We start from the raw sequence: 16225 nt of genomic DNA, 5'->3' as shown, positions 1-16225 counted from the left end.
TCTTAATATTAATTTGTTTTTAACTTCTAAATCTTTTAACTTAGATTAAATTGGAAAAGAACAAAGATGTAATTTGGACTGTAATAAAAATAATCAAATGGGGGAGTGGCTATCTAAAAGAGAAGGGTATTGACTCACCAAGATTAACAATTGAGTTATTGCTTTCTAATGTTTTGAATGTTACAAGATTTGAACTTTACATACAATTTGAAAGACCATTACTATTAGATGAATTATCGAAATTAAAAGGATATATAAATAGAAGAGTTAATAGAGAACCAATTCAATATATACTTGAAGAAGAGCATTTTTATAGAAGGGTATTCAAAGTAACCCCCAATGTGCTAATTCCAAGACCAGAGACTGAGATTTTAGTAGAAGAAGCAATTAGAAGAAGTGGCAATCCAATTCGATGTTTAGATGTTGGTACTGGTTCAGGTTGTATTGCAATTACTTATTCGTTAGAACGCACAGAAACTGAGGTTGTTGCAATTGATGTTTCAAGTAAAGCAATTGAAGTTGCCAAAGAAAATAGTAAGAGCTTAAATGCTAATAATGTTTCATTTTTTTGTATAGATTTCTTTGATGATAATGCTTTGAAAAGTTTAGGATCATTTGATTTGATAATTTCTAATCCACCTTACATTTCTAAAAATGATATTTCCACTCTTCAAATTGAAGTAAGAGACTTTGAGCCTCAAATTGCACTTACTGATAGAGCTGATGGATTTATGTTCTATAAAAGATTTTTACAAGTTTCAAAATATTTGTTGAGGCATAGTGGAAACTTGTTTCTAGAAATTGGTTTTGGTCAATCAATTGAATTGCAAAATATTTTTAATGATTCAAATGAATTTTCTACTATTTCAGTATTAGATGATTTATCAAAAATTCCTAGAATTCTTTGGGCTCAAAAAAAATAATAGTAAGTTAGAAAATTAGTAAAAATAAATATTTAAAAAAAAAATAAATGAACAACTACTGTTCCAATTTATAATTTATAAAAAAATCATTTAAAATGAAAACATCAAATTATATTGATGAAAACTTCAACAATTATATTGAAGAGTTAAAAAATTATTTAAAAATTCCATCAATTTCAGCTGACTCTAATTATAATTCTCAAACCAGATTAGCTGCTGATTTTACATCGGAAATGTTAAAAAATGCAGGAATGGAAAATGTTGCTATAATGGAAACTGATGGAAATCCAGTAGTATATGCAGATTGGCTTCATGCTGAAGGGAAACAGACAGTTTTAATATATGGTCATTATGATGTTCAACCACCAGACCCACTTAATCTGTGGACTTCACCAGCTTTTGAAGCTGAAGTTAGAGGAGAACATATTTTTGCTAGAGGTTCAATTGATGATAAAGGTCAGGTGCATATGCACATTAAATCAGTTGAAGCATTAATAAAAACTGAAGGAAAATTACCAGTAAATGTAAAATTCATTATTGAGGGTGAAGAAGAGATTGGATCACCAAGCTTAGTTTCATTTTTAGAAAAAAATAAAGAGTTATTATCCTGCAACTCTGTTATGATTTCTGATACTACCATGCATGATTATAATATGCCTTCATTGACATACGGTCTTCGTGGTTTAGCTTATCTTGAACTTCATGTTTATGGTCCTAATAGAGATTTACATAGTGGTATGTTTGGTGGAGCAATTGTTAACCCATTAAATGCACTTTGTAAAATGGTCGCAAATATGAAAGACGAAAATGAAAGAATTTCAATTCCAGGTTTTTATGATGATGTTGTTGAAGTTTCGGAAGAAGAGCATAAAGAACTAGCTAGATTACCTTATAATGTTGAGGACTTTAAAAATTTATTAGAGATTAAAACAACTAATGGAGAAAAAGGGTACACCGATTTAGAAAGGCTTTGGGCTAGACCAACACTTGATCTATGCGGTATATGGGGAGGATATCAAGGTGAAGGAGCAAAAACAGTTTTACCATCAAAAGCTTCAGCAAAAATATCAATGAGGCTAGTTGCAAATCAAGATTATAAAAAGGTATATTCTCAATTTAATGAGTTTATTAAATCAAATACTCCAATTGGAGTTACTGTTGAGGTAATAGAATTACATGGTGGTCCACCAGCATTAACTCCTACAGATTCAATACCAATGAAAGCAGCATTAAATGCATTAAGATTAGCATTTAATACTGAACCCTATTTAATTCGTAGCGGAGGTTCAATTCCTATTGTTGCAGATTTTGAAAGAGTTCTTAATGCTCCAGTTGTACTTATGGGATTTGGTCTTCCAGATCAAAATGCTCACTCTCCAAATGAAAATATGCACTTACCAACTTATCTTTTAGGTATTAAAAGTTGTTATCTTTTTCTTGAAGAATATTCAAAATATTAAACTTTTGAATTAATAATTTATTTTTAAATGGATATTATTTTAAGCATATTAATTGGTGTTGGCTTAAGTGCAGCTTGTGGGTATAGAGTTTTTATGCCTATGACTATTACAAGCATTGGATCTAAATTTGGATGGATTCATTTAGGTCAAGATTTCTCGTGGATTAGTACAGATATTTGCTTAATTGGTTTTTCAATTGCAGCAGTTTTAGAAGTTGGTGCATATTATATTCCGATATTAGATCACGCACTAGATTTAGTTGCATCACCTTTGGCTGTTATTGCTGGAATGATTCTTACAGCTTCGGTTGCTTTCGATTTGCCGCCTTATATGAGGTGGACTTTAGCAGTCATTGCAGGCGGAGGAATTGCAGGACTCTTTCAAGGAACTTCAGTAGCACTAAGAGGATTATCTACTGTATCAACTGCTGGAGTAGGTAATAACGTTGTTTCAACTGGTGAAACTGTTGGTGCAGTTTCTATTTCTTTCTTGGCTATATTTATTCCTACTTTAGCAATTATAGTAGTTATAATTCTCGCATTTTTTATAATCAGATTTATAATTCGCAAAAAGGCGTTAATTAATAAAAAGACTTAACAAAATGTGATTTCAGATTGATGATTTTATACTTTAATTGACAAAAGATTTGACCTTTTTATTTATTTAAATTTAATGCAAAAAATAATTATAAAACGAGTTACTCAAGATGGAAAAGATAATGAATATTCACTCCCTCTATATGATAACCCAAGCCCTTTGAAGCTAGATTCAGACTTGTTTGCAGGACTTAATGAATTTCAACGTAAAGCAGTTGAAACAATACATGGTGCAGTTCTTGTTGTTGCTGGTGCTGGTTCCGGTAAAACTCGAGTTCTAACTTATAGAATTGCATATTTGTTAAATCAAAAAGTACCGGCTTATTCAATTTTAGCTCTTACTTTTACTAATAAAGCAGCTGCAGAAATGAAGGAAAGAATTTGCAAATTAGTTGGTGAAAATCCTTCAAAAAGTTTATGGATGGGTACTTTTCATTCTGTATTTGGTAAAATTCTAAGAATTGAAGCAGAAAAAATTGGATTCACTTCAAATTTCTCCATTTATGATACTGAAGATCAACAATCAGTTATTAAGCAGTTAATGACTGTTCATGCAATTTCAACACAAGATTTTTCGCCAAAATTAATTTCTTCTAGAATTTCTTCAGCAAAAAACTCAATGATTAATCCTCATGATTACTCAAGGTTTGCAAAAGATTTTATGGAAGAAAAAATAGCTTTAGTTTATGATGACTATGAAAAAAAACTCAAAGCAAACAATGCTATGGATTTTGATGATTTATTAGTTAGAACAATCGAATTATTTGATAAGTTCCCTGAAGTATTAGAAAAGTACCAACATAAATTTAAATATATTGTTATTGATGAATATCAAGATACAAATAGAGCTCAATATACTGTAGTTAATATGCTTGCAGCTAAATCCAAAAACATTTGTGTTGTTGGTGATGATGCACAATCTATTTATAAATTTCGTGGTGCTGACATAAAAAACATTCTAGATTTTGAAAGAGATTATTCCGATGTTAAAATTGTTAGGCTTGAACAAAATTATAGGTCAACTTCAACAATATTAGCTGCTGCTGATAGTGTTATTAAAAATAATAAAAATCAGATTAGCAAAAAATTATGGACTGAAAATGAAGAAGGGGAAAAATTAAAAGTAATTACTTTAAAAGATGAAAAAGATGAAGCAGAAGAGATTGTAAGAATAATTAGAAAAAAACAAAATGCAAGAATTTCGTTTAATAATATAGCAATCTTATATAGAACAAATGCTCAATCATTTTCAATAGAAGAAGGTTTGAGGAAGTCTAGTATTCCATATACTCTTGTAGGTGGAGTACCATTTTACAGAAGAAAGGAAGTTAAAGACGCTTTGTCATATTTGAAATTGATTGTTAATGAACGTGATAACGAATCGTTTAACAGAATAATAAATGTACCATCAAGAGGAATTGGGGATGTTTCTATAAAAAGGTTAAAATCGTTTGCAGATGAAAAGGGAATCTCGCTTCTTGATGCAGCAAAAATTAGTGATGGAATTAAAGATATTTCTTCCAGAACTATTAATGCTATAAAGAAATTTGCTTTTATGATTGAGTCATATACAAGTTCAATTTTCCCTCCAACTGATACTGCCAGAAATATATTAAGCGAATCTGGTTTGTTGCAAAGCTATAAAGACGAAGGGACACCTGAATCTCTTGCAAGATGGGAAAATGTTCAGAGTATTTTATCTCACTTAGCCGATTTTTATGAAAAGAATTCTAATGCAACTTTGTCGGAATATCTGCAAGAAGTTGCTCTGATTGCTGATATTGATTCTTATGATTCAGCAGCTGAAAAAGTTACTATGATGACAATTCATTCAGCGAAAGGTCTTGAATTTGATACTATAATAATTGCAGGTATGGAAGAAGGATTGTTCCCAGTTGGGGAAACAGCAATGGTTCAAGAGGAATTAGAAGAAGAAAGAAGATTATGTTATGTTGCAATAACTAGGGCAAAGAATGATTTGTATATTACAAACTGCGAAAGAAGATATCGTTTTGGAAATTTATCATATCCAACACCTTCACGGTTCATTACTGAAATAGATGATAAATTGATTGAAATGAAAAGTCCATTTGAAAAAGGAAATAAATTCAATTCAGGAGGAAGCTATTCAAATTTATTAGATAATTCTGAGAACGAATCATATAATAATAATTCCACAAAAAAGAGTTTACCAGTTAAATCAACTTATAATAGCAATTCAAGTGGAGCATCTTATTACAACGATAAGTTTAATAAATTTATTAATAATTACTCACAAAAAAATAGTAATTCTCCTAAAAATGATTCAACTAATTATGATTATAATTCAACAAACCCCATAAAAAATAATCCACCAAAAGTAGAAAAGTTTTTTGAAGATTCTACAATTGAAAATGATGATTATTCTCAAGTTGAAAAACCAATTAGAACAGGATCTTTAGTAAGGCATAAATTATTTGGTGTAGGGAAAGTTGAATCATTGACAGGGAATGGTGATAAAGCAAAAGCAACAATTAGATTTGAATCAGTGGGAAGAAAAATGTTAATGTTGAAGTTTGCTAATCTAAAAATTATTACTTAACATATTTAATAAAAAACAATTTGTATTTATGGCAAGATTTAAAAAGAATTAACTTAGACAAAAATATAGTATTTGATTTAATGAGTAAACATAGTGTGATTTGTTCTGTTGAATTTCGAAGAAGGGGAATTAGTACTATAAAAGTTCAAAAATCTATAAATGTTGCTGTAAGGTCAAATGTTTAATTTATTACATCTAAACTTTAACATTAAGACCATACAAGCTACTAGCCAATTCTTTGTTTTATATTAGTTACTTTAATTTTATTTCTATTGAATTTTTATGCATATTGAATTTATCCATCACGGTACTAATTCTAGTCATACAAGTTGAAGCAGAAATATTTATATGAATGAAAAGGATATCATCATCAAGTTCTTTAACTTTCTCCCAAGCTTTTCCGTCAAATGTTTTGTAGCGATTTAATAAGTCAACTTTAGTATCACTTAACTCCTTCAAGGTACTCCATTTTATTATTGTATCTTCACGTCTGAACAATTCAGTTTGATTTTCTAGAATAAAATCAAAATCAAATTCGGAATTATTCTTCAAATGGTTTATAAATTTAATAAAAACATCCTGCCAAGTTTTAACAATAATTACTTCTTTGTAAATTTGAAGTTCTATTGGTTTATTTCCCTCTGCTATTTCGCCTGCATCAGTATCTAATGGTGAAAATAGAGTATTTTCATTGGATAGTGTGTTCCAATTTTCTTTTTCTTTATAAAGTTCTGGCAATGGAAATGTCTCAAGAAACCAAGTAATCATATTAGCTTGATGTTCTTTAATACTTTGTTCATTCCAAATATCTCTTTTTACAATGTCCAATCTAAAATATAAAGAAGATGTCTCTAATTTTCTTTTCTTTGCAATAAATGGTTTGTTACCAATTTCACTGTTAAATTCTGTAAGTATTAAATTGCCAATGTTATGTAAATAGTTCTTGGAAATTTCTTTAAAATTTTTACCTAATTCTTCTTTCCAACTATCTTCTAAAGTTTGAGGCATTATATGCTCAATAGTAATTTTGGGATTACGGAAATCAACAGACACTTTTGTGTTATGCTCTTCTATTTTACCTAAAACAAATTTTGAATATTGTTTTGAACCTTCATAAAAATTCATTAAGGTCAAAGAATTTTTTATCTCATTGTCATTAGGTAATCTAAGTCTATAAAATAGATTAGTTAGAAGTTCAATCATAAAATTATTTCCATTTGACAAATCTTCAATTTTTTTGCTGAAATTCACAATGTTTTTATTTTCTCCTTGTGTAAGTCCTAAAATTCTTCGCCTTATAAGATAGGTTCTTATTGTAGTTAAAGTTGAAATTAAAAATTCATCAGTTAATCTAATATCGTTAACTGTATATTGATGATATTCTAATAACCCCATTACGAGTGGTTTAAATGCTTCTGCCTTTATATCGTGAAATATATTTCTAAGTAATTCTTTAATTTCCTTATCCTTTGTTGAATTATGAGAAATGGGCTCATTAACTATTTCGGTAATAATCCATTTATAACATTTTACAAAGCGAACAATATCAATAACGAAGTCATTATGGTTTTCAAATTTGTCTTCAACAAAAGCTTTAAATTGATGATACAATTCTTTTGTATTGTTATCACTAACAACTTTTAAAGAACTACTGGTTTTATATTGCAAATAGTCTCTAAAAAATTTGGATGAATTTTCATTAAGAATATCTTCAATATTTGGATGCCAAATTTTTTCATAAATATCTGACTGTTTATTACTTTCCATATTAAGTAAGACAAAATTTCTTACAAGGTCAGATAGTGTCAATGGTTTGCCCAAGGAATTTAGAGTTTCAAATATTATTTGAGGGTCTTCGCCTTTAAATGGTCTTTCATCTAAAAAAATTACTGCTACATTTATTCTTTGAATAGCAATAATGTAATTCTCAAAAGAAACTTCAGGATTTAATTTTTTCTTTTCACTGATAAGTTTTTTAAGTAATTCATAAGCATTGCTTATAACACCTGCTTTTGGTTTTGTTTTGTTTACTAATGCTTTATATGAATCCCAATCTTTTGTTATTTGCTTAAGTTTTATCTTGTCTTGGTATGAAGATGAGTTGTTTGTTAAATAGTTTTGGGTAATATATTCTTGATTTTTAATATCTGTTTCACAATCTCGAAGTGCAATTAAGAAAATAAGAGTGGTTGTAAGTCTTTGTTGACCATCAACTACAACTGATTTGTTTGCGAACCCTGCTTTTTCTTCTTTTATAACAACTGTGCCGAAAAAGTGTTCTAATTTATCGTGTTGTTTAAAATCTAAATCTGATTCTATAATTCTTGATATATCACTAAAATATCTTTCAATTTCTGGTCTACCCCAAGAATAAGCTCTTTGAAATGGTGGAATAAAAAATGATGTTGCATTTTTAGCTAATACATCATTTATTGAATGGCTTTCTGTCTTCATTTATAAATTTTGATTGTTAATAAGCGTTGTATTTACTTGGGTTTCAGATATCAAAAAGTATTTAAGCTAGTTGTACTTTAAACAAGTAACAATACAAATCTTTGTAACGTTCTTAATTTATTAATATTAATTTTAGAAAAAAGTATTTTAAACAGAAAAATTAATATAAACCTATTTTAAATACAATAAGTAATTCTTTAAAATTTATCAAATCCTGAAACAGTTACAATACTATTAATTCTTTTGACTAAGCCTTGAAGTACATTGCCAGGTCCTACTTCAATAAATTCATCAGCTCCATCAATAATCATATTATTAATTGTTTCGGACCACCTAACAGGTGATGTAAGTTGGAGTATTAATGAATCGTGAATTTCTTGGGCATCTGTAATAGGTTTTGCTGATACATTTGTATAAACTGGAATTTCAGCATTATTAATATGAACATTTGAAAGGGCTAAGGTAAGCTTCTCACGTGCACTAGCCATTAAAGGGGAATGAAAAGCTCCGCTTACATTAAGTTGTTTAACCATTCTTGCTCCATTTTCTTTACATCTTTTCATTGCCTCTAAAACTGCATTAGGGCTTCCGCTAATAACAACTTGACCTGGAGAGTTAAAGTTAGCAGATTGAACTATACCAATTTCCTCCCAAACTTTACAGCATATATCACCAACTAAATTATCATCCAAACCAATAATTGCAGCCATAGTGCCAGGTTCAGACTCTCCAGCAATTTGCATAGACTCAGCTCTGATTTTAACTAAAGTTAAAGCATCATCAAAATTAATTGCACCAGCAATAGCTAATGCAGAATATTCGCCCAAAGAATGCCCTGCAACCATATTAGGTTCTGGATTGTTTAACAACATATATCTTACATAGCTATGTAAAAAAATTGCTGGCTGAGTATTTCGTGTTTGAGTTAATTCTTCTTGAGTTCCACCGAACATAATACCAGTTAATTGCCAACCTAATACTTCATTAGCTCTATCCATTATATCACGAACCATTGTACTTGATTCATACAGATCAAGCCCCATTCCAATATATTGCGAACCTTGTCCAGGAAAAATATATGATTTCATAAAATAATTTATTAATTATATAACTAGATTATTTGATTTATAAATCAAAATAAATTGAAGGATTTAAAAATTGAAACAATTGAGAATACAAATAAATTAAATTTGAAAAATAATTCAATCCAATTTTAATATCCCCATTTTAAATAACCACTACCCCAAGTATAACCCGCACCAAATGTAGCTAAAATAATTCCATCACCCTTTTTAAGTAGCCCATTTTCCCACCATTCACCTAAGCAAATAGGTAATGTTCCAGCAGTAGTATTCCCAAATTTATGGATATTAACCATCACATTTTCCATTGATAAACCCATCCTTTCAGCAGTAGCAGATATAATTCTCAAATTAGCTTGATGTGGTACTAACCAACGAATGTCTTGTGCAGTCAAGTTATTTTTTTTCATAATACTTTCAGCAACATCAGCCATTCCAATTACAGCAACTTTAAAAACAGCTTTACCATCTTGTACAACATAATGAAGCTCTCTAGCCACAGTCTCTAAGCTTGGAGGCATACGGCTTCCTCCTGCTGGCATATAAAGGAAATCTCCTCCACTACCATCAATATGCAATTCAAAATCAATAATGCCTATAGTTTCATCCTCAGTTGCTTCAAGTAAAACACATCCAGCACCATCTCCAAATAAAACACAAGTATTTCTATCTTTAAAATTAATTATTGCACTCATTTTATCAGCACCAACAACTAATACTTTTTTACATTGACCACTTTCAATAAAACTAGTGCCAGTTCTTAATGCGAACAAAAAACCAGAACAAGCAGCTTCAACATCAAAACCCCAAGCGTTTTTTGCTCCAATTTTATTTTGAATCAAACAGGCAGTTGAGGGGAAAGCCATATCTGGAGTTACTGTTGCAACTATTATGCAGTCTATTTCAAGTGCCGAGATACCTCTTCTTTCTAAACATTTTTTAATAGCTGGAACTGCTAAATCGCTAGTGCCACCTTCAACCAAATAACGACGTTCAATAATTCCTGTTCTTTCTCTTATCCATGTGTCATCTGTTTCTAAGCCAAGTTCATTTTTAAAGTAATCATTGTTAAAAATATCTGGGGGTACATAATGACCCACAGATGTTATAGTAGCCCTTCTAGTTCGGTTATTTGATGTCATATAAAATAAATTTCAATTAATTGAATTTGGTTTGCAAAGTTAAAAAATCTTAGTTAATCCTATAATAACAAATTAATTTTACTTTTATTTTATACTAAAATTTAAAGAATAATATTTAGAAATGATGAGAAGAAAAATTTGAAGTTTTTTTTTAAAGTGGTTTAATATGATTAAAGTTAGAATAATTCAATAAATAAAATATTCTTATTGTATTAATTGTATTTTTGAAAAAGTTATCATTTCAAATTAATTATTAAATAATTTAAAGATTATGTTAAAATTATTTTTCTCAATTTTGTTTTGTTTGTTGTTAAATAATTTAAATGGATATTCACAAGTTAACAATGATATCAATTGGAGTAAAAATTTTGGAATACCTGGTTTAAATGGAAATGTAAATTCAATTGCTGAAAGAAATAATGATGAAATTGTTGTTGCAGGTGATTTTACAATTTCAGGAAATATAATTGTAAATAAAATTGCTGTCTGGAATAAAAAAAGCAAATCCTGGTATTCTCTAGGAGGAGAAATTAATGGAGGCTCAATTTATTCTGTTGCAACTTATAAAGATCTAATTTATATAGGTGGAGATTTTAAATCCATATCTGGAAAATCAATTCATTCTTTAGCAGTTTGGGATAATGGAATTTGGAAGAGTATATCAGATAGTATTTCTCCTAAAGATTCTTCTGCAATTAGAACTTTGTTAATTGTTAATGACAATATTTATGTAGGTGGAAACTTTACAGAAATAAATGGTTTAACATCTAAAAACCTTGCTTCATATTCTTTAAAAAATAAAGAATGGAATACATTTCCCGATAATGGAATTGAAGGAACTGTTTATTCAATTGCATATGGTGAGGGTTCATTATTCGTTGGAGGTGACTTTATATTTGCTGGAGATAAGGAGGCATTTAATGTTGCAAAATTTGTGAACAATCAATGGGAGGTTCTTGATGGTGGAACTCAAGGAATTGTTCAAGCATTACATTATTCAAATGGCAATTTATATGTTGGTGGAGGTTTTGCTGCGGTAAGCTCAAACACCCCTGCATGGGGTATTGCAAGGTGGAGTGGAAAAAAGTGGTTTTCATTAGGAAGAGGAATTGAAGGTTCGTCTGTTTCATCAATTGTTAGCATTGGTAAAGATATATTTATTGCGGGTCATTTTAATATTGCGGGAAATGATACTGTCAATAATATAGCAAAATGGGATGGATTGAAATGGAATAAATTAGGTGATGGCACTAGTGGAGGTGTTAATACAATAATTGTTACAAATGATAGTTCTATTTTTTGTGGTGGATATTTCTCACAAGCAGGAAAGCAGTATTCAGAACATATTGCAATGTTTAAAAATTCTAAATGGGAACAAATATCCAATGAATTTACAAAAGGTTATTTCCAAAATATTACAAATATTTCAATAGGAAGAAAAAATATATATGTTAGTGGATCCTTTGATGATAAAGGAGAAGTTGTTAGAACATTGGCTTCTTGGGATGGTAAAAAATGGACTAATCTAATTAAAGAACCAATCAATGGAGTAATTAACTCAATGATTGTTGATACTTCAACAAGTATTGACAAAATAATTATTGTTGGTTCATTCTCAAAAATAAATGGAGAAAATATAAACTCAGTAGGTGTTTGGGATGGCACAAAATGGTCAGCTATTGGAAATAATATTATTGGTATTGTAAACTCAATTACAAAATTTGAAAATAAATTATACATTGGAGGGAATTTTAAAATTCTAAATCAAGAGTATAAAAATATTGCTACACTTGAAAATGAAAAATGGGTACCTCTTTCAAAAGGAAGTGATAGTATAATTCTTTGTGTGACAGTAAACAAATTTGGAACATTGTATTGTGGTGGTAATTTTAAAGAAATCTCAGGTGTAATTGCAAATAATATCGCAAAATATGAAAACAATCTTTTTGTCCCTTTGGGTAATGGATGTGATTCAACGGTTAGGGTTATTCATTCTGGTGTAAACAACGAGCTGTTTGTTGGAGGTGATTTTAAAAAAGCTGGTAATGTATCATCCTTTGGAATTGCAAGCTATGATGGAAAAGAATGGTTCGAAATGAGCTCTGAATTATCTGGAAAAGATTCAAAAATAAATGCTTTAACTTCAACTAATAATGGACTTTTGTATGCTGCGGGATCCTTCAGTTCAATCTCAGGAATAAAGGCAAATTCAATTGCAAAGTGGAACAGAACATCATGGGAGCTACTTGGAAGCGGTGTTGTTGGGAGTTCAACATCCAGTTTAAGTAATTCTACATTAATTCAAACTTTAGCTACTGACAATAATTATATTTATATTGGGGGCGATTTCTCTCTAGTAGGTAATTCACCATCAACTGCGTTTGGAATTTGGAATGCTTTTTTAACTTCAATAAACAAAAATGAAAATCTAATCAAACCTGTTAATTCTAATGTTATACTTTATCCAAATCCAGCGAAAGATTATTTGAATATAAAATTTATTAATAAAGAAGTTGTAAATATTGATAAATTAATCGTCAGTAATTGTTTAGGAGCTTCAATTAATAAAACAAATTATCAAGTAAATGTTTTGACGAATGAGTTTTGTTTGAATACTTCTTCATTAAAGCCTGGAATTTATACTTTAAGATTTAATGATAATGGAGAGAAATTCTCTACAAATTTTGTAGTGATTAGATAAATAAAATTATGAGAAGTAAGAAAAATCAATTAATGAAAAGTTAATTAATTGGATTAATTTACTTTAGTTCGTTGCATTAATTCCTTTAACATAATATAATCTCTTGAAACTTTTTCAGTTTTTGCAGCTTGTTTTATAGGCATTGCATCAAAACCTGCAGTTGGTTTTGACCATCTTTTAGAAATTGTTAATAATGTATGATTAGAGTATAAATTTTTATCTAATAAAGTTGAATCTGTAAAACTAAAATTATGATTATTTATATTAGGATTATCTTTAGATGTTAAATTAACATTCAAATTATTCATTGTTTCAATCTTTTTTCTTAGTTCTAAAGTTTGAACAGATAATTGTTTTGGCTTCTGATTCAGATTAGTTGCAAATCTGTTATGTTTTAAAAATTCATTAGTAATTGTAGGTATTTTTAATTCAATTTTATCTTGATTAAGGTTATCTAAAAATCCATCATTTTTAATAGTTGATTTACTTTGATTTTCTTTATTATTTGAACTAGATTCAGTAATTAAATTTTCTTTATTTTCTTTTGATTTCAATTCATTAGTTAAATTATCTTTATGAATGTTTAAATCAGTATTAATTGAAATTTCACTACTATAATTAGGTATTTTATTTTGTAAATCAACAAATTTATTGTTAAGCCTATATTTTGTTATTATCTCTTCTTCTAACTTTTCATCTAAAGTATTCTCCTCATCTGTTTTTAAATCTAAATTATTAACTTCATCATCATCATTGTTATTTTTTATCAATGAATCTGAATTTGAATTATCATTATGATAATTATCTTCAAAAGTTATAATTTTAGAATTTATATTAGAATCATTTTCACCAGATATATTTTTATCAGAAGATTTAATTTCACCTTTCTCATTTGATTCATCATGGATTTCATCATTTTTGATTAATGCTTTTGCTTGATTTACAATATGTTCTCCATCAGAAATATCAATTGAACTAGTGCTAGGAATAATTCTAAAATCAGAATTACTAAATGCATTATCAAATGGAAAAGAATCTGAATCATTATTAACAGATTTAAAATCAGATGTATTTAAAATATCCTCATTTGTAATTTTAGATTTACTTTTTTTGTTTGAATAATTTGAATACTCATTACTATAATCGTAGTAATTCTTTCTTGAGTTATTAGATCTAAAAAAATCTCTTTTAGAATTTAAGTTGCTATTATTTTTACCACCAGATCTTTTAGTGATTAAAAAAACTATCAATATAAATAGTAAAATTACAATTAGAATAATTGTAATAAAAATTGGGTCATTTAAAGAATTTAAAACTGCGGATTTAGATTTTTTTTCTGAATCTAGTTGTTTTAAAAATTTTTGTGAATTGGTAATTAAAGTTATACTATCATCATTTGAAGTAACTCTTTGAGCTTTCATCAAACTCCTGAATTTATTATCATAACTAAAAGCCAATGCTTTGTCTCCAGATCTAGTTTTCACTTCTGCTAAGGCAGCATAATCATCGGGTTCAGAAGGATTAGTTAAATATTGCTCAGCAAATTCATCATTCCCAACTTTGGCATAAAAAACCCCTAAAACCGAACGAGCATTTTTATTACCTAAAGAAGCAGACGTGGCTAAAAGTTTTTCGACTTGTTCTTTAAGTCCGTTTTCAAGAGCGATTAAACCTTTATGAAACTCTTTTTCAGATACAGATAATTTATCCCATTGATAAGTATAAACCAAAAATTGATTGGAATAAGGTCTCCATAAAACAGAGAAAGAATAATTTGGAAGTAAATTGATTTTTAGAGTAACTAAATTGGGTTTTAATTGAACAAGTGTTGCTCGGGTCAGTCCGCCTGGAGCATCTAAAGTGAAAGGTTCCACTTTTAAATTATTTGAAATAGCACTCAAATTTGCACCAATTAAACTAACTGCTACATTTTTAGAATCACTATTTGCAAAATCAACTTGATACAAAATACTATCTGAAAATCTCAAAACTAAATTGCTTCCACGCCATTGGGCATCTGTTAAAACTCCATTAGCTTTTACATTAATAGAAAGTGAAAAAGAAACAATTAGAAATAAAAAAGAATATATAAAATATCTAAACATGAGTATCAAGTTTACCTTCTTGTTGTGAAATAGATGGAGGAACTCCATCTAAAGAATACGAACCCAAGGAAATATCTGATGCAGGTAACAAATCATCTGGAATAGCAGTACCATTAGAAATATAGCCAATTGGTAAACCCATCCATCTAACTGACGAGATAACACCACCAATAGATGGGGCTTCATCAATTTTAGTAAAAGACAAACAATTAATTTTTTCACCGAGAAAAAGAGCAGCAGTTTCCTGAATTGCACGGCGGCTCATAGTGGCAGAAAGCACTAGATGAATTTCGTTAGGTTTAGCAGCAGAAATAAATTCATATAATTCTTCACGGGCTTCAGAGTCCGATCTTCCTGCAGTATCAAGTAAAATTAAATCTGCTTCAGATTCATTTATTAATCCAGGAATTTCTTCAGGTTCAAAAGCTATACCAAATGGAATATTCAATATATCAGCAATTGTTTGAATGCCTTCAACAGAACCAATTTTATATGTATCACTTGAAATTACTTTTACTTTCAATTCGAAATTTAAAACAGCACGAACTGCAAGCTTGTACATCATTGTTGTTTTGCCAGCACCAGAAGGACCTACAAGAGCTAATATATAAGGCTTAGAGCTGTTTTTACTTAAGTAAGCCATAGTTTCTTTATTGGCAGTTACTTCAGTATTAATATGATTAATTGCTAGTGCCCTTAAATCTTGATCGCTTACATCATTAGAAGTACGATTATCATACAACATTCTAACAATTTGTGCTGCATATCTTTGTTCAAAATCATTCGCAACTAATTGTGAATACAACCTTCGGTAAGAACCTCCTAATGAAGATACGTGTTCAGATCCAATCCATTCATGTAAATCAATTACTAATTCTTCAATATGAGATAACCTAGCTTCAAGGGAAGCATAAATAAATCCTTCATCAGAATTGTGTAAAAACTCATTTTTTTCTTCTGAGTTGTCAATAAAATTATTTTCTGAATTTGAATCCATATTCAATTAAAGTTGAGAGTTTAAAAATAAAATCGAACTAAGTTCAAACTATAACAAACTAACTGTTCAGTAGTTTAGTTTTAAAACTTATATAGATTCTTTTTAGGAAGAAAAGATAGAAATAAATTAAAAATAATTAAGAGTTTAATTTTAAAATTTTTATTTTAATTGTTACTTTTTACAA

At 29.0% G+C, this 16225-nt stretch carries 10 protein-coding genes; 5 read left to right on the top strand and 5 right to left on the bottom strand.

The genetic code is table 11. From position 1 onward, the window contains the following. Window positions 1-50: 50 nt before the first annotated feature. From prmC to IPP08_09695, 4 genes are all read left to right on the top strand, one after another. Complete coding sequence (prmC, locus tag IPP08_09710) at window positions 51-923, top strand: peptide chain release factor N(5)-glutamine methyltransferase (protein QQS66037.1); 873 nt, start codon at window positions 51-53, stop codon at window positions 921-923. Between the two features lie 95 nt (window positions 924-1018). Next, window positions 1019-2383, top strand: coding sequence for a dipeptidase (locus IPP08_09705; GenBank protein ID QQS66036.1), 1365 nt, complete (start codon window positions 1019-1021; stop codon window positions 2381-2383). Between the two features lie 27 nt (window positions 2384-2410). Continuing rightward, window positions 2411-2980: a DUF4126 domain-containing protein gene (locus IPP08_09700; protein ID QQS66035.1), complete on the top strand. Its 570-nt coding sequence runs from the start codon at window positions 2411-2413 to the stop codon at window positions 2978-2980. A 75-nt stretch (window positions 2981-3055) separates the two neighbouring features. Next, window positions 3056-5560: a UvrD-helicase domain-containing protein gene (locus tag IPP08_09695; GenBank protein QQS66034.1), complete on the top strand. Its 2505-nt coding sequence runs from the start codon at window positions 3056-3058 to the stop codon at window positions 5558-5560. Between the two features lie 252 nt (window positions 5561-5812). On the opposite strand, the gene IPP08_09690 is transcribed toward IPP08_09695, so the two are convergent. The 3 genes from IPP08_09690 to IPP08_09680 all read right to left on the bottom strand — a co-directional run bounded on the left by IPP08_09690 (window position 5813) and on the right by IPP08_09680 (window position 10238). After that, the gene (locus tag IPP08_09690; GenBank protein QQS66033.1) at window positions 5813-8014 is read right to left on the bottom strand and encodes a DUF262 domain-containing protein; all 2202 of its coding nucleotides are present in this window, start codon (window positions 8012-8014) and stop codon (window positions 5813-5815) included. A gap of 197 nt (window positions 8015-8211) precedes the next feature. Further along, window positions 8212-9102: an ACP S-malonyltransferase gene (fabD, locus tag IPP08_09685; protein QQS66032.1), complete on the bottom strand. Its 891-nt coding sequence runs from the start codon at window positions 9100-9102 to the stop codon at window positions 8212-8214. Between the two features lie 125 nt (window positions 9103-9227). Further along, window positions 9228-10238: a ketoacyl-ACP synthase III gene (locus IPP08_09680; protein ID QQS66031.1), complete on the bottom strand. Its 1011-nt coding sequence runs from the start codon at window positions 10236-10238 to the stop codon at window positions 9228-9230. 271 nt (window positions 10239-10509) lie between these two features. On the opposite strand from IPP08_09680, the gene IPP08_09675 reads away from it, so the two are divergent. Next, the gene (locus IPP08_09675) at window positions 10510-12939 is read left to right on the top strand and encodes a T9SS type A sorting domain-containing protein (protein ID QQS66030.1); all 2430 of its coding nucleotides are present in this window, start codon (window positions 10510-10512) and stop codon (window positions 12937-12939) included. A gap of 53 nt (window positions 12940-12992) precedes the next feature. Here the strand turns inward: IPP08_09675 and IPP08_09670 are convergent, their stop codons facing one another. Then, on the bottom strand, window positions 12993-15044 hold the full coding sequence (locus IPP08_09670; protein ID QQS66029.1) for a hypothetical protein: 2052 nt from the start codon (window positions 15042-15044) through the stop codon (window positions 12993-12995). Continuing rightward, complete coding sequence (locus IPP08_09665; protein ID QQS66028.1) at window positions 15037-16041, bottom strand: hypothetical protein; 1005 nt, start codon at window positions 16039-16041, stop codon at window positions 15037-15039. The genes IPP08_09670 and IPP08_09665 overlap by 8 nt, the downstream gene beginning before the upstream one ends. Window positions 16042-16225: the final 184 nt, after the last annotated feature.

The organism is Chlorobiota bacterium, from assembly GCA_016700335.1.
Classification (GTDB): domain Bacteria; phylum Bacteroidota; class Ignavibacteria; order OLB7; family OLB7.
This window is presented reverse-complemented; position numbering and strand designations above follow the sequence as displayed.